13 protein-coding genes and 1 tRNA gene are annotated in these 19,740 nt (G+C 46.9%); 11 read left to right on the top strand and 3 right to left on the bottom strand.

The window, feature by feature from the left end:
* Positions 1-30: 30 nt before the first annotated feature.
* Positions 31-1,902, bottom strand: coding sequence for a tRNA uridine-5-carboxymethylaminomethyl(34) synthesis enzyme MnmG (gene mnmG / locus RWY97_RS01245; protein WP_315565041.1), 1,872 nt, complete (start codon positions 1,900-1,902; stop codon positions 31-33).
* Positions 1,903-2,258: 356 nt separating this feature from the next.
* On the opposite strand from mnmG, the gene RWY97_RS01240 reads away from it, so the two are divergent.
* From RWY97_RS01240 to RWY97_RS01205, 8 genes are all read left to right on the top strand, one after another.
* Positions 2,259-2,942, top strand: a complete 684-nt coding sequence (locus RWY97_RS01240) for a succinate dehydrogenase/fumarate reductase cytochrome b subunit (protein WP_315565039.1) — start codon at positions 2,259-2,261, stop codon at positions 2,940-2,942.
* A 31-nt stretch (positions 2,943-2,973) separates the two neighbouring features.
* Positions 2,974-4,920: a fumarate reductase/succinate dehydrogenase flavoprotein subunit gene (locus RWY97_RS01235; RefSeq protein WP_315565038.1), complete on the top strand. Its 1,947-nt coding sequence runs from the start codon at positions 2,974-2,976 to the stop codon at positions 4,918-4,920.
* 130 nt (positions 4,921-5,050) lie between these two features.
* On the top strand, positions 5,051-5,806 hold the full coding sequence (locus RWY97_RS01230; RefSeq protein WP_021584889.1) for a succinate dehydrogenase/fumarate reductase iron-sulfur subunit: 756 nt from the start codon (positions 5,051-5,053) through the stop codon (positions 5,804-5,806).
* A 462-nt stretch (positions 5,807-6,268) separates the two neighbouring features.
* Positions 6,269-7,432: an N-acetyltransferase gene (locus tag RWY97_RS01225; RefSeq protein ID WP_315565037.1), complete on the top strand. Its 1,164-nt coding sequence runs from the start codon at positions 6,269-6,271 to the stop codon at positions 7,430-7,432.
* Positions 7,429-9,396, top strand: coding sequence for a DNA topoisomerase IV subunit B (locus tag RWY97_RS01220; RefSeq protein ID WP_021584810.1), 1,968 nt, complete (start codon positions 7,429-7,431; stop codon positions 9,394-9,396). Before RWY97_RS01225 ends, RWY97_RS01220 begins: the two co-directional genes overlap by 4 nt.
* 5 nt (positions 9,397-9,401) lie before the next feature.
* Positions 9,402-10,979, top strand: coding sequence for a S41 family peptidase (locus RWY97_RS01215; RefSeq protein WP_315565036.1), 1,578 nt, complete (start codon positions 9,402-9,404; stop codon positions 10,977-10,979).
* A complete protein-coding gene (locus RWY97_RS01210; RefSeq protein WP_315565035.1) occupies positions 10,979-11,752 on the top strand; it encodes a lipopolysaccharide kinase InaA family protein in 774 nt (257 codons plus the stop codon). The genes RWY97_RS01215 and RWY97_RS01210 overlap by 1 nt, the downstream gene beginning before the upstream one ends.
* A 4-nt stretch (positions 11,753-11,756) precedes the next feature.
* The gene (locus RWY97_RS01205; protein WP_315565034.1) at positions 11,757-12,962 is read left to right on the top strand and encodes a glycosyltransferase family 4 protein; all 1,206 of its coding nucleotides are present in this window, start codon (positions 11,757-11,759) and stop codon (positions 12,960-12,962) included.
* A 521-nt stretch (positions 12,963-13,483) separates the two neighbouring features.
* On the opposite strand, the gene RWY97_RS01200 is transcribed toward RWY97_RS01205, so the two are convergent.
* Positions 13,484-14,416 (bottom strand): acyltransferase family protein, encoded by a 933-nt coding sequence (locus RWY97_RS01200; RefSeq protein WP_315565033.1) that lies wholly within the window; start codon positions 14,414-14,416, stop codon positions 13,484-13,486.
* A gap of 208 nt (positions 14,417-14,624) precedes the next feature.
* On the opposite strand from RWY97_RS01200, the gene ychF reads away from it, so the two are divergent.
* From ychF to RWY97_RS01185, 3 genes are all read left to right on the top strand, one after another.
* Complete coding sequence (gene ychF / locus RWY97_RS01195; RefSeq protein WP_315565032.1) at positions 14,625-15,725, top strand: redox-regulated ATPase YchF; 1,101 nt, start codon at positions 14,625-14,627, stop codon at positions 15,723-15,725.
* Positions 15,726-15,890: 165 nt separating this feature from the next.
* Positions 15,891-16,739: a prolipoprotein diacylglyceryl transferase gene (lgt, locus tag RWY97_RS01190; RefSeq protein WP_025064942.1), complete on the top strand. Its 849-nt coding sequence runs from the start codon at positions 15,891-15,893 to the stop codon at positions 16,737-16,739.
* A 65-nt stretch (positions 16,740-16,804) separates the two neighbouring features.
* Positions 16,805-19,228 (top strand): glycoside hydrolase family 2 TIM barrel-domain containing protein, encoded by a 2,424-nt coding sequence (locus RWY97_RS01185; protein ID WP_315565031.1) that lies wholly within the window; start codon positions 16,805-16,807, stop codon positions 19,226-19,228.
* 369 nt (positions 19,229-19,597) lie between these two features.
* On the opposite strand, the gene RWY97_RS01180 is transcribed toward RWY97_RS01185, so the two are convergent.
* Positions 19,598-19,668, bottom strand: a tRNA-Gln gene (locus RWY97_RS01180).
* Positions 19,669-19,740: the final 72 nt, after the last annotated feature.

Genomic DNA, 19,740 nt, shown 5'->3' with positions numbered 1-19,740 from the left:
TTTAGCTGTTCTTTGTTTCACGTGAAACGATTATCGGTGGAGTAAAACGAGTAATACGTTGATGTCGCTCGGTGATACTCCGGGGATGCGACTGGCTTGCGCGAGTGTCTCCGGATTGATTCTTGCAAGCTTTTGGCGGCCTTCTGTGGAAATCTCGTGCAGTTTTTCGTAGTCGAATCTATCTTTAATTTTGATGTCTTCAAGACGGTGCATCTTGTCGGCAATCAGTCTTTCGCGCTCGATATAACCTTTATACTTCATCTTGATTTCGGCAGCTTCAGCAATTTCTGCACATCGATCAGGAGCAGATTCTATCAAAGCTTTTAATTCGGGAATGGCTTCCGACAAGTTGTTCAGTGTGATTTGTGGGCGTGCAATGAGATCAGCTACTTTGCAACCTTCGTGAAGTGGGGTGGTTCCGATGGCTTCTAAGCTGGTGTTTATATCTTTTGGTTTCACCGATGTGGTATTGCAGAAATCTACAATTCGCGCAATTGCCGCTTTCTTTTGTATCCACTGATCATAGCGATTGCGGTCGGCCAAACCTAAATGATAAGCTCTCTCGGTAAGTCGGGCGTCTGCATCGTCTTGTCTTAACAGTATTCTATATTCTGCCCGGGATGTAAACATCCTGTAAGGTTCATCTACACCCTTTGTTGTCAGGTCGTCGATGAGTACTCCGATGTAGCTTTCGTCCCGATTCATCGTGAATGTTTGGTTGCCGGTACAGTGCAGAGCGGCATTGATTCCGGCTACAAGTCCTTGCCCACCGGCTTCTTCGTAACCGGTAGTTCCGTTGATTTGGCCAGCCAAGAACAAGCCTTTTATTACCTTGGATTCTAATGTTTGCTTTAATTGTGTCGGATCGAAATAATCGTATTCGATAGCATAACCGGCCCGATAAATCTTTGCTTCGCGCAGAGCTGGTATTCGATGGAGGGCATTTAGCTGTATTTCCATCGGCATACTCGATGAAAATCCGTTGAGATACATCTCGTTTGTGTCTTCGCCTTCGGGCTCCAAGAATAATAGGTGTTGGTTTTTGTCAGGGAAAGTAACGAGTTTTGTCTCGATGGAAGGGCAATATCTGGGGCCCGCACTCTGTATCTGACCGTTGAAAAGGGGTGAATCGGCGAGTCCCTGACGAAGGACGGTGTGTGATTCTTCGGTTGTATAACAGATCCAACACGGTAATTGCTTCAATGTTCGATGTTCACCTATATAACTGAATCGGTGAAAATCGGTCTCGCCGTCTTGTCTTTCCATATCTTCGAAATGTACGCTTCGGGCGTCGATGCGTACCGGTGTGCCTGTCTTCATTCGTGAAACGCGAATGCCGTGACGTGAGATACTTTCGCTGAAATGGTAAACTGCGGGTTCGGAACACCGTCCGCCGGGAATCTGATAGCGTCCGATGTGCATCAATCCGTTGAGAAACGTACCTGCGGTAACGATAATGCTCTTGGCACGAAGCTCTGTACCCCATACTGTTCGCACGCCGACGGCCTCGCCGTTTTCAACGATTAACTCGTCTGCTTGGTCTTGCCAAATGCTTAAATGGTCGATCTCATCGAGCCTTTTACGCCATTCTAAAATGAATTTTGCACGATCGCACTGGGCACGTGGACTCCAAACTGCTGGCCCTTTACCGCGGTTGAGCATCCGAAACTGTATTGCCGTGGCATCGGTTATCAGTCCCATTTGTCCACCAAGGGCATCGATTTCACGTACAATCTGCCCTTTTGCAATCCCGCCTACGGCTGGATTACAACTCATTTGGGCTATTTTGTTCATATCCATCGTAATCAGACTGGTCTCGGCACCAAGTTTTGCTGCTGCTGAAGCAGCTTCGCACCCAGCGTGTCCGCCCCCGATGACGAGGACATCATATTTGAATTGCATACACTGTAAGTTTCTGAGTTCTTGAGTTTTTAAGTTAAGTGTTACACCCTTTTCGGTTGCTGCTTTTTTCGTTTGTTATCAACTGTTTGGGAAATTCTTATCCGTCGGTTTGCAATCTCTTTCCACTCACTTAAATCCTTACTTCTTTCTTTTTTCCGCAAAAGTAAGAATTTTAATTTGATTTTTAGTGAAAAACTTTTGATTAATCACTAAAATATAGTATTTTTGCAAGCAAATCGAGGGTGAAACATACTTATAAGTAGGTATTGTTTCACTCAAAAAGTGTATTAGAATGTTAAAGATATGAAGTTGAAAAATCAAAAAATAACAATTAAATAATTAAAAATCAATCATTTATGTGGTTAATTAATTCATCTATCGGTAGGAAAGTCATAATGTCGGTAACCGGCATTGCGCTTGTCTTATTCCTGACATTTCATATGTCGATGAACGTAGTGGCACTCTTTTCGGGTAGTGCTTACAATTTGATTTGTGAATTTCTGGGTGCCAACTGGTATGCCGTCGTTGCTACAGTGGGCCTGGGTGCACTCACAGTGATTCACATTGTCTATGCATTTATCTTGACAGCGCAGAACCGTAGGGCACGTGGTGTGGAGCGTTATGCCGTTACCGACTGGAGTCCTAAGGTAGAGTGGGCGTCAAGAAATATGCTTGTGCTGGGCTTGATCATTGTGTTGGGCCTGTTGTTGCATATCTTTAACTTTTGGTATAATATGATGTTTGCCGAACTTTTGCATCTTCCCACACGCTTCAGTCCGTCTGATGGCTTTGCATATATTCAGGAAACATTCAGCAATCCGGTGTACGTCGTGCTCTATGTTGTATGGTTAGCAGCCCTTTGGTTTCATCTTTCGCATGGCTTTTGGAGTGCAATGCAGACCTTGGGAATCAATGGAAAGGTTTGGTTCGACCGTTGGAAGACGATCGGTTTAGTTTATACTACCTTGCTGATGTTGGGCTTTTTGGTTGTCGTTTTAGCTTTCGCGTTCGGCTGTGCACCCAGTCTCTGTTGTCGATAATTTATCCTTTATTACGTAAAAAATAACGATTATGTCACAAATAGATTCAAGAATTCCCGAAGGTTCACTGTCAGAGAAGTGGACAAACTATAAAGCTCATCAGAAGCTTGTTAATCCCGCGAACAAGCGCAAACTTGATGTCATCGTCGTAGGAACAGGTTTGGCGGGGGCATCTGCTGCTGCTTCGCTTGGTGAAATGGGATTCCGCGTGTTTAATTTCTGCATTCAAGACTCTCCGCGTCGTGCCCATTCGATTGCTGCACAAGGTGGTATCAATGCGGCAAAGAACTATCAGAACGACGGTGATGCAGTCTATCGACTGTTTTATGACACGATTAAAGGAGGCGATTACCGTGCTCGTGAGGCTAACGTTTATCGTTTGGCAGAGGTCAGTGCATCGATTATCGACCAGTGTGTAGCGCAGGGGGTGCCTTTCGCTCGTGAATACGGAGGTATGCTTGCGAACCGTTCTTTCGGCGGAGTGCAGGTTAGTCGTACGTTCTATGCAAAGGGACAGACCGGTCAACAGTTGTTGCTCGGTGCGTATTCGGCCCTGAGCAAGGAAGTGCATAATGGCACGGTAAAACTCTATACACGCTATGAGATGGAAGATCTCGTTGTTATCGACGGCAGGGCCCGCGGTATTATAGCCAAGAACTTGGTAACAGGCAAGCTCGAAAGATTCGCTGCACACGCTGTATGTATCGCTACCGGCGGTTATGGTAACGCCTATTTCCTCTCTACAAACGCAATGGGCTGCAACTGTACGGCTGCTATTCAGTGTTATCGTAAGGGTGCTTATTTTGCCAATCCAGCCTTTGTGCAGATTCACCCGACGTGCATTCCCGTTCACGGAGATAAGCAATCGAAATTGACTTTGATGTCGGAGTCGCTGCGAAATGATGGTAGAATTTGGGTACCTAAGAAACTCGAAGATGCCCAAAAACTGCGAGCTGGAACGCTTCAGGGTAGAGATATTCCCGAAGAAGACCGTGACTACTATCTTGAGCGGCGCTATCCTGCATTCGGAAACCTCGTTCCTCGTGATGTTGCCAGCCGTGCAGCGAAAGAGCGTTGTGATAAAGGCTTTGGCGTAAACAATACCGGTTTAGCTGTGTTCCTTGATTTTTCGGAAGCCATCGGACGATTAGGTCGCGACGTAGTAGAGCAGCGTTATGGCAACCTTTTTGATATGTACGAGGAGATAACGAATGTAAGTCCCTATGAAAACCCTATGATGATCTATCCCGCAATTCATTACACAATGGGTGGAATATGGGTAGACTATGAACTGCAAACATCCATCAAGGGGCTGTTTGCACTCGGAGAGTGTAACTTCTCAGACCACGGCGCCAATCGATTAGGTGCCAGTGCGCTGATGCAAGGCCTTGCAGACGGCTATTATGTGATACCTTACACGATGCAGAATTACCTGAGCGATCAGATCACTGTGCCTCGTTTCTCTACTGATTTGCCCGAGTTTGAAGCGGCTGAGAAAGCTGTTCAGGCTGAAATCGACCGTATATATAATGTAAAGGGAGATGAGAGTGTCGACCATATTCATAAGAAACTCTACACGATCTTATGGAATAAGGTAGGTATGGCGCGTAATCTCGAAGGCTTGAAAGAGGCGCTTGTCGAGCTCAAAGCATTGCGCAAAGAGTTTTATGAGCACGTGCGTATTCCCGGAGAGAAGGAAGGTCTCAATGTGGAACTTGACAAAGCGATCCATCTTCGTGACTTTATTACGATGGGAGAGCTGATGGCTTACGATGCCATTAACCGTAACGAGAGTTGTGGCGGGCATTTCCGTGAAGAGTCGCAAACCGAGGAAGGCGAGGCCAAACGTGATGACGAGCACTATATGTACGTTGCTTGTTGGAAATATGAAGGCTCTGATGATGCTGAACCTACGCTGTTGAAAGAGGATCTTAACTATCAATATATTAAGGTGCAGACACGAAATTACAAGTCGTAATTGGGTTTGTGAGTTTATAGGTTTACAAGTTTGTAAGTTAAATTCAACTCATGTTTCTTCTGAAAAGAGGCATTGTCTCCATTAAAACTCATTGACTCAAAGACTCATCAACTTAAAAATTAAAAATACAATGGACAAAAATATCAGTTTTACGCTTAAAGTTTGGCGTCAGAACGGCCCCACAGCGAAAGGTCATTTTGATACGTTCGAGATGAAAGACATCCCAGGTGACACCTCATTTCTCGAAATGTTGGACATTCTTAACGAACAGTTGATCGAAGAAAACAAAGAACCCTTTGTCTTTGATCACGACTGTCGCGAGGGCATTTGCGGTATGTGTTCGCTCTATATCAATGGACATCCGCACGGACCGGCCACCGGAGCCACTACGTGTCAGCTCTATATGCGCCGCTTCAATGACGGAGATGTCATCACGGTAGAGCCTTGGCGCTCGGCTGCATTCCCTGTAATCAAAGACTGTATGGTCGATCGCGGAGCCTTCGATAAGATTATCCAGGCCGGCGGTTACATCAGCGTGCGTACCGGTCAGCCGCAAGATGCCAATGCAATTCTTATCCCCAAAGAGGCTGCCGACGAGGCAATGGACTGCGCTACGTGCATTGGCTGTGCCGCTTGTGTGGCTGCCTGCAAGAACGGTTCAGCTATGTTGTTCGTCAGTTCGAAGGTAAGTCAGTTGGCATTGCTGCCCCAAGGTCGTCCCGAAGCAGCTCGTCGAGCTAAAGCTATGGTGATGAAGATGGAGGAGTTAGGTTTCGGAAACTGCACGAATACGCGTGCTTGTGAGGCCGAATGTCCCAAAAACGAGTCGATAGCCAATATCGCTCGTCTTAACCGCGAGTTCATTGCGGCCAAGCTCAACGATTAAAACGCATCTGTGCTCAGCACAATTTATACATAAGGGGCATATCGGTGGATAACCGGTGTGCCCCTTTTCTTTGTCCAATTTACCGGTTGCTGATACTGTTCTTTCAGCGACCGCCATCCGGTTCATTTTCTACTTACGTTTTAATTAACGGTAAATTACCTTGTGAAAGGCCGTTAAACGGTGTGTGATTAACGGTTGAATGCAGGCTGTTTAACGGTTAAACGCAGCACGACTTGTATCTTATTGATTGACAATGAAATATGGAAATCGTAACCGCCGGTTCTTTTTCCTGTATTGACGAGTAGAGTAGGGCGGTGAAACCGGGTATAAAACAAGGTGTAAGCAAGTGTACCCGAATCGAGGAGTTATGAAAATGTTTTATGCGATTCACGACGTTTTATTTTGTAATCTGCACGAATTGAAGTATATTTGCACGTTTAAAGCATTAATCGAACGATTATAATGTCATCAATAACGATAAAAACAGTAAAGACAAAAAAGGACTTAGGCACTTTCATCAACTTTCATTACGACTTGTATAAAGGTAATCCGTATGACGCACCTAACCTTTTCAGCGAAGAGATGAACACCTTACGGCGGGACAAGAACGCGGCTTTCGATTTCTGTGAAAGCGAATATTTTCTGGCCTATAAGGGCGACCGATTGGTAGGAAGGATAGCAGCCATCATCAATCACAGAGCTAATGAGAAGTGGAAACGCAATTCGGTACGGTTCGGATGGATTGATTTCATCGACGACGAGGCGGTTTCACGAGCCTTGCTCAAAGCCGTGGAAGACTACGGTTTGCAGCACGGGATGGACGAAATCGTGGGTCCGCTGGGCTTCACCGATATGGATCCGGAGGGTATGCTTACGTTGGGCTTCGACCAATTGGGTACGATGCCCACGATTTATAACTATGACTATTACCCCCGCCACATTGAGAATGCAGGCGGTTTTGTTGTCGATACGAATTATGTTGAGAACAAATTGTATGTTCCGAAAGAGATTCCCGAGAAGTATGCCAAGATTGCCGAGGTTGTAAGTGAGCGTTACGACTTGTGCGTAAAGAAGCTGACGAAGAAAGAAATCTTTGAAGAAGGCTATGGATTTAAGATTTTCGAGATTATCAACGAGACATATAAAGACCTCTATGGATATTCTCAACTCTCTGAAAGACAGATTAAACAATACATCAATATGTATTTCCCACTAGCCGATCTTAACCTCATTACATTGGTAGAAGACCGCAGTGCGGGCAACAAATTGGTAGGAGTAGGCATTTCGATACCGTCACTTACGCGTGCGTTACAGAAGTGCCGGCGCGGTAGGTTGTGGCCTTTCGGTTGGTGGTATCTGCTTCGTGCCATCAAGTTTCACAAGACTAAGGTGGTCGATTTGTTGCTCATTGGCGTGCTTCCGGAGTATCGTCCGAAGGGCGTCAATGCTTTGATTTTAGCCGATCTTATTCCTTATTACCAGGCTTATGGCTTTGAATGGGGTGAGACGCAGGTGGAAATGGAGACCAATTTCACGGTTCAGAGTCAGTGGGGAGCACTGGAACCCGTGCAGCATAAGCGCAGAGCGTGTTACAGAAAGCCGTTGAAGAAAGGTGAAATAGAATGAGGGAAGATATAGAAGAAACACTTTCGGGTTCCTCGACAGCGGCAAAAGAAACCGCTTCTTACACCGATGCCAACATCCGTCACTTGTCGGATATGGAGCACGTGCGCACTCGGCCGGGAATGTATATCGGTAGGTTGGGCGACGGTTCGATGCCCGAAGACGGTATTTATGTGCTGCTCAAGGAGGTGATCGATAACTCCATCGATGAGTTTCGGATGAATGCTGGCCGACGGATTGAGGTAGATATCGATGAGAATCTGCGTGTCAGCGTGCGCGATTACGGTCGAGGCATTCCCCAAGGACCGTTAGTCGAGGCCGTGAGTATGCTCAACACGGGTGGAAAATATGATTCCAAGGCATTTAAAAAGAGCGTAGGCTTGAACGGAGTAGGTCTCAAAGCCGTTAATGCATTGAGTTCTCACTTTGAAGTAAAGTCGTTTCGCGACGGTAAGGTGCGGGCCGTTCGCTTCGAGAAAGGTAATCTGACGGGCGATGAAACACAGCCGACACAAGACGAAAACGGTACGTTCGTCTTCTTTGAACCGGATAATTCGCTTTTTGTTAACTATGAGTTTCACGACGATATCGTTGAAACGATGCTCCGAAACTATACCTATCTTAATGCGGGTCTCATCATTATGTATAACGGAAGGCGTATTGTGAGCCGCAACGGACTTGAAGATCTCCTCAACGATACGATGACCAACGATGGGCTTTACCCCATTATTCATCTTAAAGGTGAGAATATCGAGATCGCATTCACGCATACTAACCAATACGGAGAGGAGTATCACTCTTTCGTCAATGGTCAACATACCACGCAAGGAGGTACCCACCAAAGTGCGTTTAAGGAACACATAGCTCGTACTATTAAAGAGTTCTCGGGCAAGAATTATGAGTTTGGCGACATTCGCAACGGAATCGTAGCCGCAATAGCTGTCGATGTGGAAGAGCCTATGTTTGAAAGCCAGACCAAAATCAAGTTAGGCTCGCTCACGATGGGTCCCGGCGGCGAGAGCATTAACAAGTATGTGGGCGATTTTATTAAGCTTAACGTCGACAATTTCTTACATATTCACCCCGAGATTGCCGAGGTAATGCTCAACAAGATCACTGAAAGTGAACGCGAACGAAAGGCTATGGCGGGTGTGACGAAGCTCGCCCGGGAGCGCGCTAAGAAAGCAAACCTACACAATAGGAAGCTCCGTGATTGCCGAATTCATTTCTCCGATGTCAAAAACGACCGCAAAGAAGAGAGCGCTATCTTTATAACCGAGGGCGATTCGGCCAGCGGAAGCATTACCAAAAGTCGTGATGTAAATACCCAAGCCGTGTTTTCGTTGCGTGGAAAACCGCTTAATTCTTTTGGATTGACTAAGAAAGTGGTCTACGAAAACGAGGAATTCAATCTTCTACAAGCCGCTCTCGACATCGAAGAAGGGCTCGACTCGCTACGTTATAATAAGGTAATCGTGGCCACGGATGCCGATGTCGACGGTATGCATATCCGTCTTTTAATCATCACTTTCTTCTTACAGTTTTTCCCGGAGCTTATTAAAAAAGGACACGTTTACGTGCTTCAGACCCCACTCTTTCGTGTTCGCAACCGGCGAACGAAGGTGAAAGACAAGCAGACTGTTGCCGAAGCGGATGCCAAATTGCAGCAAGGCGAACGTCGAAGCGACTTTATTACGCTTTATTGTTACAGTGAAGAGGAGCGCCGGAAGGCCGTAAGCAGTCTCGGACCAGACCCTGAAATCACGCGATTTAAAGGTCTTGGAGAGATCAGTCCTGATGAGTTTGCCCACTTTATAGGCTCGGATATGCGCTTGGAGCAGGTCACGCTGCATAAGACCGACCAGGTTCAGAAACTCTTAGAGTACTATATGGGTAAGAATACAATGGAAAGGCAGAACTTCATTATCGATAATTTAGTGGTGGAAGGCGACCTCACCGACAAATAAACAATATGAAAAAACAACACATTCTTACGCTGTTCTTCGCCTTTGCGGTTGTTTCCGTTTCGGCACAACAGTATCAAAGACAAAGCGACGAGACGCCGCTGATCAAGCTGCAAATAGCTGAAGCGATGATCAAAAACAACTATGTAGACTCTGTTAATGAGTCGAAGCTTGTGGAAGACGGCATTCGCGGAATGCTCGAAAAGCTCGATCCACATTCCACTTACACTACTGCTAAGGAAACAAAAGCCCTTACCGAGCCTCTCGAAGGCTCTTTCGAAGGCATCGGCGTGCAGTTTAATATCGTTCAAGACACGTTGCTCGTGATACAAACCATTACGAACGGACCTTCGGAAAAGGTCGGAATATTGCCCGGCGACCGTATTGTGTCGGTTAACGACACTGCAATCGCAGGCGTAAAGATGGACCGTAATGAGGTTGTACGCCGTCTTCGAGGACCGAAAGGCACGCAAGTCAGGCTCGGAATCGTGCGTCGCGGCATTCCTGGAAAGCTCGTTTTCATTGTCACTCGCGACAAAATACCCGTCAAAACCATTGATGCTGTCTATATGATCAGGCCTAATGTGGGGTATATTCGTATCGGAAGCTTTGGTGCTACCACGTATCAAGAGTTTATGGAAGGTGTCGCTCGCTTAAAGAAGCAGGGTATGCAAGACCTCGTTCTCGACTTACAGGACAACGGCGGAGGCTATTTGATGGCTGCAGTAGGTGTTGCCAACGAGTTTTTGAAGCGCAACGATCTTGTGGTTTACACGCAAGGTAGAGCTTCGAAGCGTGATGAATTCCGCGCCAACGGCAACGGGCGGCTTCTCGATGGCAAAGTAGTAGTCCTTGTAAATGAGTTCTCCGCTTCGGCCGCAGAGATTGTAACGGGTGCCATTCAAGACCAAGATCGCGGCTCGGTTGTGGGGCGTCGCACTTTTGGTAAGGGCCTCGTGCAGCGTCCGATACCGTTCCGCGACGGTTCGATGATACGTCTTACCATTGCGCATTACTACACACCGTCGGGTCGCTGCATTCAGAAGCCTTATCAAAAAGGGGATATTGAAAGCTACGAACGTGAACTTGACAACCGCTATAAACGCGGAGAACTATACAGTGCAGATAGCATTCACTTTGCCGATTCACTCAAATACCAAACTCTCCGACAGCATCGCACGGTCTATGGAGGCGGTGGAATAATGCCTGATTACTTCGTTCCGCTCGACACGTTGCAGTTTACACGGTTTCATCGGATGCTCAATGCTAAGAGCATCATCATCAATGCCAATCTCCGTTACGTTGATAACAATCGTAAAACGTTGAAGAGTCGCTACAAGACTTTCGATGATTTCAATACCCGTTTCACTGTTCCACAGTCGCTGATTGATGCTATTCTGAAAGAGGGTGAGGCTCAACAGATCAAGCCGAAGGACCAAGCAGAACTCAAACGCACGCTTCCCTTGCTCCGAATACAGCTCAAAGCCCTCGTCGCTCGTGATCTTTGGGATATGGATGAATACTTCCAGATTATGAACGAGACAAATCACGTAGTGCGAAAAGCGCTCGAAGTATTGTCGCATTAATGCGTATAACCCTCTCTTCTGAAGCTATTCGCACCTTGGGCGGCGGTAAAGCGCTGACCGATTACATTGCATCGATCCCCCGAATCTTCGATTCCGAGGGCGAAATGGTCTATGATTCGCGCAACCGAATCAAAGTGTTCAATGCTCCGAACGGTGTTCTCCTGAATGTGAAACGTTATCACGTGCCCACCCATCTCAACCGACTGATCTATTCGTGGGGTATCCGTAAGCCAAAGGGAAAACGTGCTTTCGAGTATGCTGCAATGCTTTTGGCGGCGGGAATAGATACCCCCGCAGGTCTCGCTTATTTCGAGGAACGGAATGCTTGGGGGCTTTTGGGCTATTCGTATCTTGTTACTCCTCATCTCACGGGGCGTCGGATGCTGTACGAAATGGTTGAAACCGGTGAGCACGATTATGCTGGAATTGCTGCGGGGTTGGCCGATTTTACCGCCCGAATGCACGAAGCGGGCTTCCTGCATTTGGATTATTCGCCCGGAAATATCCTTTGGAGCCCCACTGTCGAAGGCTATTCTTTCTCGGTGATAGATATCAACCGAATGCGAATCGGCCCCGTTTCTATGCACGACGGATTGCGAAATCTACGCCGGCTATGGGGTCCCAAGCACTTCTTTACGGCTATTGTGCACCGTTATGCAGTGCTTCGCGGCTTCGATCCGACGGTTTCCGAACAGTTTGCTTTAGCCCAACGGGCCCGCTTTTGGAAGCGATACGGCTGCCGACACGACATCTCTTTTCAATTGGATTTATAACGATATGGGCAAGAATCAATACGAAATACCGCAGAACGAGCCCTGTTCCTGCATATCAAAAGATGCAGACCGATTGCGCATTGGCTATGATGCGAAACGCATTGTGGCCAATGGAACAGGCTTGGGAAACTACGGTCGTACGTTGATTAATTCGCTTTCGGCCGTCCGTTCCGACCTCGATCTCTTGCTCTATGCCCCCGACGGCGGTCGCGATAGCCTGCGTTCCCAGATCGCTTTACGTGAAAATGTGCATTTGATTTATCCCCGTGGCCCGCAGTTTCGTCTCTACAAGGATTATTGGCGAACGCGAGGCATTATCCAAGATTTAGTCAAAGACAACGTGAATATCTATCACGGACTCTCCGGCGAACTGCCCGTCGGCATCCGAAAGACGCCGATTCATTCCGTCGTTACCGTTCACGATCTTATCTTTATGCGTCATCCGGAGTATTACCATTGGTGGGACGCGCAGATCTATGCACTGAAATTCCGGCTCACTTGCCGTGAAGCGGAGCGGATTATTGCTATTAGTGAGTGCACCAAACGTGATGTGATGTACTATGGAGGTGTTTCCGAAGACCGTATCGATGTCGTTTATCAAAGTTGTGACACACTTTTCACGCAGCGGTTGACTGATGATGCGTGCGCCGAAGCAGCCCGCCGGTTACATCTTCCGCAGCGTTACATCCTCAATGTCGGTACCATCGAGGCGCGTAAAAACGTGCTCTTGGCCGTCAAAGCATTGTCACAGCTTCCCCGCGAGGTGCATCTTGTTGTTGTAGGACGACCTACTGACTATATCGAACGCATCCTTCGCTATGCCCGCGAGCACGATCTTGCGGCGCGTATCCACTTCCTTCGCGGTATTTCCAACGACGATTTGTTGGCCGTTTATCAGCAAGCCGAATGTTTTGTTTATCCTTCCCGCTACGAGGGGTTCGGCATTCCGGTCATCGAAGCCATACAGAGCAGTCTGCCTGTGGTTGCCTGCACGGGTTCGTGTCTTGAAGAAGCGGGTGGCCCTTCGAGCTTATACGTAGCTCCAGATGATGTTCGTGGAATGGCTGAAGCCCTGCAACAATCGCTCATCGGAGCATCCGGCCGTTCGCAACGCATAGCTGACTCTCGTGCCTATATCCGTCGTTTTGAGAACGAAGACATTGCACAGCAGATGCTGGAAGTGTATACTCGATTGATCATTGATCATTAATCATCGGGAATTGACAATTCGGCATTTGTTTATTCATCCCTCATCGTTATCACCCTTATTGTTCCATCGTATAATTTGTGTATATAATTGAGAATCAATAAAATATAAGATTCATTACAACTAACCGTTAAACGCATCGCGATTAACCGTTACTTGCAGTGCGTTTAACCGTTAATCGGCGTGCAATCAACCATTAAACGGCGAGCGATGAATCGCTCATCGCAGGATAGTTTGTATTTTATTGATTTTCAGGTAAATACAGAGCGTGAATGAGTCCGCATCATTCGCTATGCGGATGAAAGCAGGAAACGTTACCACTGCAAATTATTGACTATCAAATAAATATCTGTGGGTGGAGCAATTGATGGTTAATGGACGTGCTTTTAAGCACGAAATAATGCACAAATAACACCTTTTCAGCAGTCGATAAATGCCTTTTGTAACCTCAATATACATTCGTTTGACATACAATTTATTACCGATTCAGTAATCAACAGCCATATACTTTATTCAATTCACCATCATCTGAGAAAGCGGGAACGGGCAAAGAGGTAAGAGAAATGAGACCGATCTAACAGCCACGCCAATGCCAACGAACCGAAAACACTAATGATGAGCGTAACAAATGTAAACGACAGAACAGACGAATCCCACGTAAAAAGACGCTGACAAAACCTTGCTGACATTGTGAAAACGGGATGAAAGAGATAGATCGGTAATGTATTCATCCCGATATATACAGCGTAACGACGCACTTTCGCAGGTACACGGCAATACATCCAACTCATAAACGACAACGCACAAACTACGGATGCCATTATCAACACACTCCCCCAATCTTGACAACCAAGCCCAACGATAATGCCAACAAACGGAAATAGCGCATAGAAAGACGGTTTAAAGAGGGATTGAAAATCGCAACCGCACTGTCGCAACACCGTTCCCAAGAAATAATAGATCACACTTTGCAGTGTCATCACAGGCAAAACGAGCGAGGAAAGGATGAGAATGAAGCCGAAAACGGCGAATTTTGATATACGATTGCACACAAACGGCAGGCATTTAAAGCTGAAATAATAAACCGCACCGCAACCTATCATTTCATAAAAGAACCAATATGGACCAATGGAAGTGATGAAAACTTTCTCGCAGACAGCCTCTATCGTGAGATGGGTAAGGCCACCACGCACTGGCAAATAGTAAGAAAGCACGGAAAAACCGACTGTCATTATCACGTAAGGAACAATAATTTGCAATAAATAAAGTCCGAATCGGCGCGGTGTCTTGTCGATATTGACGAGATAACCGGTTACGAACAAGAACGTAGGCATTAAGAAAGCAAGTACGGATGCCTTGATTTCGGGATAGCGATTACCGAAGTTGACGATGTGAACGAGCACCACCAATATAATCAACACGCATCGAACAAAATCGATTTCACGATAATTCTTCATCTTGTTTTAGTCAGTTGAATTTGCTGAAAGAAATCAAATCCAAGGCAAAAATAGTCAAAATCCTGATCAAAACCAAACCGAAAACACAGAAAAAACAGATCAATAAACAAACAAGGAGAACCCCACTGCTAAATATCTTATTACGAATGAGCACTTTATTAGATTTTTCCACTATCTTTGCAACAACTATTTAATTTGAGATAAGATTATGTCTTTAAAGTGCGGAATCGTGGGGTTGCCTAATGTTGGCAAGTCTACGTTGTTTAATTGTTTATCAAGCGCAAAAGCGCAGGCTGCTAATTTCCCGTTCTGTACAATCGAACCGAATGTCGGAGTGATAACGGTGCCCGACGAAAGACTTACTCGTCTGGCCGAGATTGTTCATCCGGGGCGCATCGTTCCGGCCACTTGCGAGATCGTAGACATAGCTGGTTTGGTGAAAGGAGCAAGCAAAGGAGAGGGCTTAGGTAATAAGTTTCTCGGCAATATACGCGAGACTGATGCCATTATTCACGTCCTCCGGTGCTTCGATGACGATAATATCACACACGTAGACGGCACGATCGATCCCATCCGTGACAAAGAAATCATAGACACTGAACTACAACTCAAAGATCTTGAAACCATCGAAAGTAGATTGGGTAAAGAGCAAAAGACGGCCGCTGCGGGCAATAAAGAGGCAAAAGTGATGGTGAATGTGCTCACTGCTTACAAAAAAGCACTTGACGAGGGGCGCAATGCACGCACCGTAACTTTCAATTCCCAGGAAGAAGAAAAGGCTGCACACGACCTATTTCTGCTTACTTCCAAGCCCGTGCTTTACGTCTGCAACGTAGACGAAGCAGCTGCAAAGACGGGCAATACGTACAGCAAATGCGTGGAGAAAGCAGCTCAAACGGAGGGTGCCGAGGTACTGATCATCGCCGCAAAGACCGAAGAAGACATTGCATCTTTGGAAACTTACGAAGACAAGAAGATGTTTCTCGACGAGTTAGGATTGGCAGAAAGCGGTGTAAACAGACTCATCAAAAAGGCTTATTCGCTGCTGAATTTAGAGACATTCATCACTGCCGGCGAGATGGAAGTTAAGGCTTGGACTTATCACAAAGGGTGGAAGGCTCCGCAATGTGCGGGTGTTATCCACACGGATTTTGAAAAAGGATTCATCCGAGCAGAGGTAATCAAATACCAAGACTATATTCAATACGGTTCGGAAGCAGCCGTTCGCGAGGCCGGCAAGTTGGGAGTCGAAGGCAAAGACTACGTTGTACAGGACGGTGATATTATGCATTTCAGATTCAATGTGTGATCCCAAAGATTACAACTAACCATTAGTTGCGTTGCAATTGAGCATCAATCGCGCACCGATTAACGGTTAATTACACGACAATTAACGGTCAAATGCACGACGATTAACGCTTACTTATCAGGCAACTATTCACAACTCATCATTCATCAATCATCATAATAGAAAATGGAACACCTTCTATCCTACATCATTTGGGACCCCAATCTCTTTGCATTCCACATCGGAAGCTTTGGTATTCGGTGGTATTCGCTGTGCTGGGGCATCGGACTGGCATTGGCATACATCCTTGTTCGCCGCCTTTATAAAGAGCAGAAGATTAAGGATGAGTACTTCGATCCGCTCCTTTTATATTGCTTTGTGGGAATCCTTGCAGGTGCCCGATTGGGTCACTGCTTGTTTTATCAACCCGAATATTTCCTTAGTTCGTGGGAGCATGCTGTCGAAATGATCGTTCCGATGCACCATATGGCCGACGGATCGTGGAAGTATGTGGGCTACGAAGGGCTCGCTTCGCACGGCGGAACCATCGGACTGATAATCGCACTCTATCTTTATTATCGCAGAACACACCTCAATCTGTGGATCGTTCTTGATAATATCGCCATCGCAACGCCCATTACCGCGTGCTTCATTCGCCTCGGAAATCTGATGAATTCAGAGATTATCGGCAAAGTTACAGATGTTCCTTGGGCTTTTATCTTCGAGAAAGTAGACAAAGTTCCGCGCCATCCCGGCCAACTTTATGAAGCCATCGCCTATGCCGTTTTCTTCTTCGTGGGATGGTATTTATATCGACACAAGCCGCAAAAAGTAGGCACAGGCTTCTTCTTCGGCCTCTGTCTGACATTGATTTTCACGTTCCGCTTCTTCGTAGAATATACCAAAGACATTCAGGTTGACTTCGAATCGGGAATGTTTCTCAATATGGGTCAGCTGCTAAGCATCCCCTTTGTCATCATTGGTATTGCCTGTATGACAGGCGGAAAATGGATGAAAAAGATCGGAGCAAAATGAAATGAGGATACCGAAAACCTTCAATCCCTCCCCTACTCACAAACTCAGAAACATAAAAACTCACGATGAAACAAAGCCTTTTGGCGCTTTTCCTCACCGCATCCGTGGTATGCGGGGCGCAGAATAGACAGGAACAAAACCTCAAAACGTGGCAATTCTCACGCGACGGAAAGGTATGGCAGCAGGTCAGTGTACCTCACGACTGGGCTATCAACGGCCCATTCGACAGGAAATGGGATATTCAACACCTTGCCATAACACAAGACGGACAAAACAAAGCCATCGATCATACTGGCCGTTCGGGGGCTCTTCCCTGGCTCGGTGAGGGTCGATATCGAACGGTTTTCACGGTTCCAAAAGGTGCAAAACGAGCCGAACTCTACTTCGATGGGGCTATGAGCGAACCCGTTGTGTATGTAAACGGACAGAAAGCAGGCCGTTGGAACTATGGTTATAATGCTTTCCGACTCGACATTACGCAGCTGCTCAGACGCGAGAACAATGAAATCACGGTGAGACTCCACAACGTCGAGGAAAGCAGTCGGTGGTATCCGGGTGCCGGACTCTATCGTCCCGTCAGGCTGATCTTCACCGGCGACATCCGCATTGACCCTTGGGAAACGTTCTTCCGCACGCTTTCGGTCGATGCAAACAACGCCAACGTTTCCGTAAACACGCAAATCAAAGGCGCTAAAAGTACGAAAAATATCAAGACGACAGTTACTATCAAGAATGCCGACGGACGCGTTGTAGCGCAAAAAACGGCATCACCCGACGCACAAGGACGCGCTTCTTTCAACCTTGATGTGGCTCACCCGCAACTTTGGTCGCCCGAATCCCCCACCCTATACACACTTATCACCACCGTCAAAGACGGCAACAAGCATCTTGATCGCACTTCGCAGCGCGTCGGTATACGCACCATCGATGTGTCACGAGCACACGGATTCCGCCTCAACGGCCTCTCGCGGAAGTTCCAAGGCGTATGTCTCCACCACGATTTAGGCCCACTCGGCGCCGCCGTCAACAAGTCGGCCATCATCCGACAGATACGTCTGATGAAAGATATGGGCGTAGATGCCATCCGCACTTCACACAATATGCCCTCGCAAATGCAAATGGAAGTGTGCGACTCGATGGGAATGATGGTAATGGCAGAGAGTTTCGACGCCTGGGCTGAGCCCAAAGTGAAGAACGATTACAACCGTTTCTATACCCAATGGTGGCGCAAAGACCTCACCAATCTCATCAAAGGTCACCGCAATCATCCCTCGATCGTGATGTGGAGTATCGGCAATGAGATTCCCGAACAATGGAAAACGGAAGGCGCCCAACGTGCAAAGGAGATGACGGAGTTCTGTCACAGCCTCGACAATACACGTCCGGTAACGGCCGGAGGAGATAATCCCAAAGCTTGTACAGATTGCGGTTTCTATGCCGCAACAGACGTTCCGGGTTTCAATTATCGTGGATTTCTCTACGATGAACTCATCAATCGTCAGCCGCAGGGCTTCATCCTGGGTACCGAAACCACGTCTACGGTAAGTAGCCGAGGCGTTTACAAATTCCCCGTAGAGACCAAAAAGATGGCCACTTACCCCGATGGACAGTGCTCTTCGTATGATGTGGAGTGCTGCGGATGGAGCAATCTACCCGACGATGATATGCGGATGCAAGACGACCGCACGTGGACCATTGGCCAATTCGTATGGACCGGCATCGACTATTTGGGCGAACCGACGCCCTATTATTCGTATTGGCCCTCTCGAAGCAGCTATTTCGGCGCCGTAGATCTGGCCGGATTGCCCAAAGATCGATACTATCTCTATCGCGCACAATGGAATAAACGCGAGCACACTTTGCATCTCCTGCCCCACTGGACGTGGCCGGGGCGCGAAGGAAAAACCACACCTGTCTATTGCTATACAGACTATCCGCAGGCCGAACTCTTTGTAAACGGCCGCAGCCAAGGCCGAATCGCCAAATGCGACACGGCACGTTTAGATCGCTATCGATTGCGTTGGAACAACGTTGTCTACGAACCGGGCGAACTGAAAGTGGTGGCTTATGATGCTGATGGCCGAAAAGCAGCCGAAAAAATCATCCGAACGGCCGGCCAACCAGCTGCATTGCGCTTGGAAACCGACTGCAAACAACTCAGCCCCAACGGCGAAGATCTGGCTTATATCACCGTAACGATGGTGGACGAAGACGGCAACGAGTGTCCCGATGCAGACGATTTGATCAGCTTCGAGGTGTCCGGAGCCGGTTCATTCCGCGCTGTCTGCAATGGCGATGCTACTTCTTTGGAGTCTTTCACTACGCCTCAGATGCGTCTTTTCCACGGTAAATTAGTACTCACCGTGCAGAGTTCGGAGCACGAAGGCAGTATCACTGTCAAAGCAAAAGATGCCCGCCATCATCTCACAGGTATATTGCAACTCATCAATATCAAGCAAGTCCCGATTCGGATAAAAGCCCGTAAATAGCCTGTTTTCCCCTACCCTCTCATCATAAGATATTCAACGGCCCTGTGATTAACCATTACTTGCACGCCGATTAACGGTCAATCGCACGCTGTTTAACGGTTACTTGGCGTGCAAGTAACCGTTAATCATTGTGCGTTTAACAGTTAATTGCAGACCATTTTATATCCACTTGATTTTCAATTAGATACATAAGAAATATCAAATAGATATAACAAAATTCCTGAGAAAATATAAACAAAATGGCATCGAACTTTTCTTCAATGTAGATAAAATCTTTTTTCAATAAAAGAATAATCTCTCTTTTACCTCCAAAGGCTATCAAAAACGAAAAGGAGAAACAGCTATTTATATACTGTTTCTCCTTTTCTGTTGTCCTAAGCGGATTCGAACCACTACAAACAGAACCAAAACCTGTTGTGCTACCATTACACCATAGGACAATAAGCGGGTGCAAAGATAGTGGTTTTTCAGCCCACTACCAAATATTTCTGTAAGTTTTTTAGCCTATAAGT

The organism is Hoylesella pleuritidis (genome assembly GCF_963541955.1).
GTDB classification, from domain to species: Bacteria; Bacteroidota; Bacteroidia; order Bacteroidales; family Bacteroidaceae; genus Prevotella; species Prevotella pleuritidis.
This window is presented reverse-complemented; position numbering and strand designations above follow the sequence as displayed.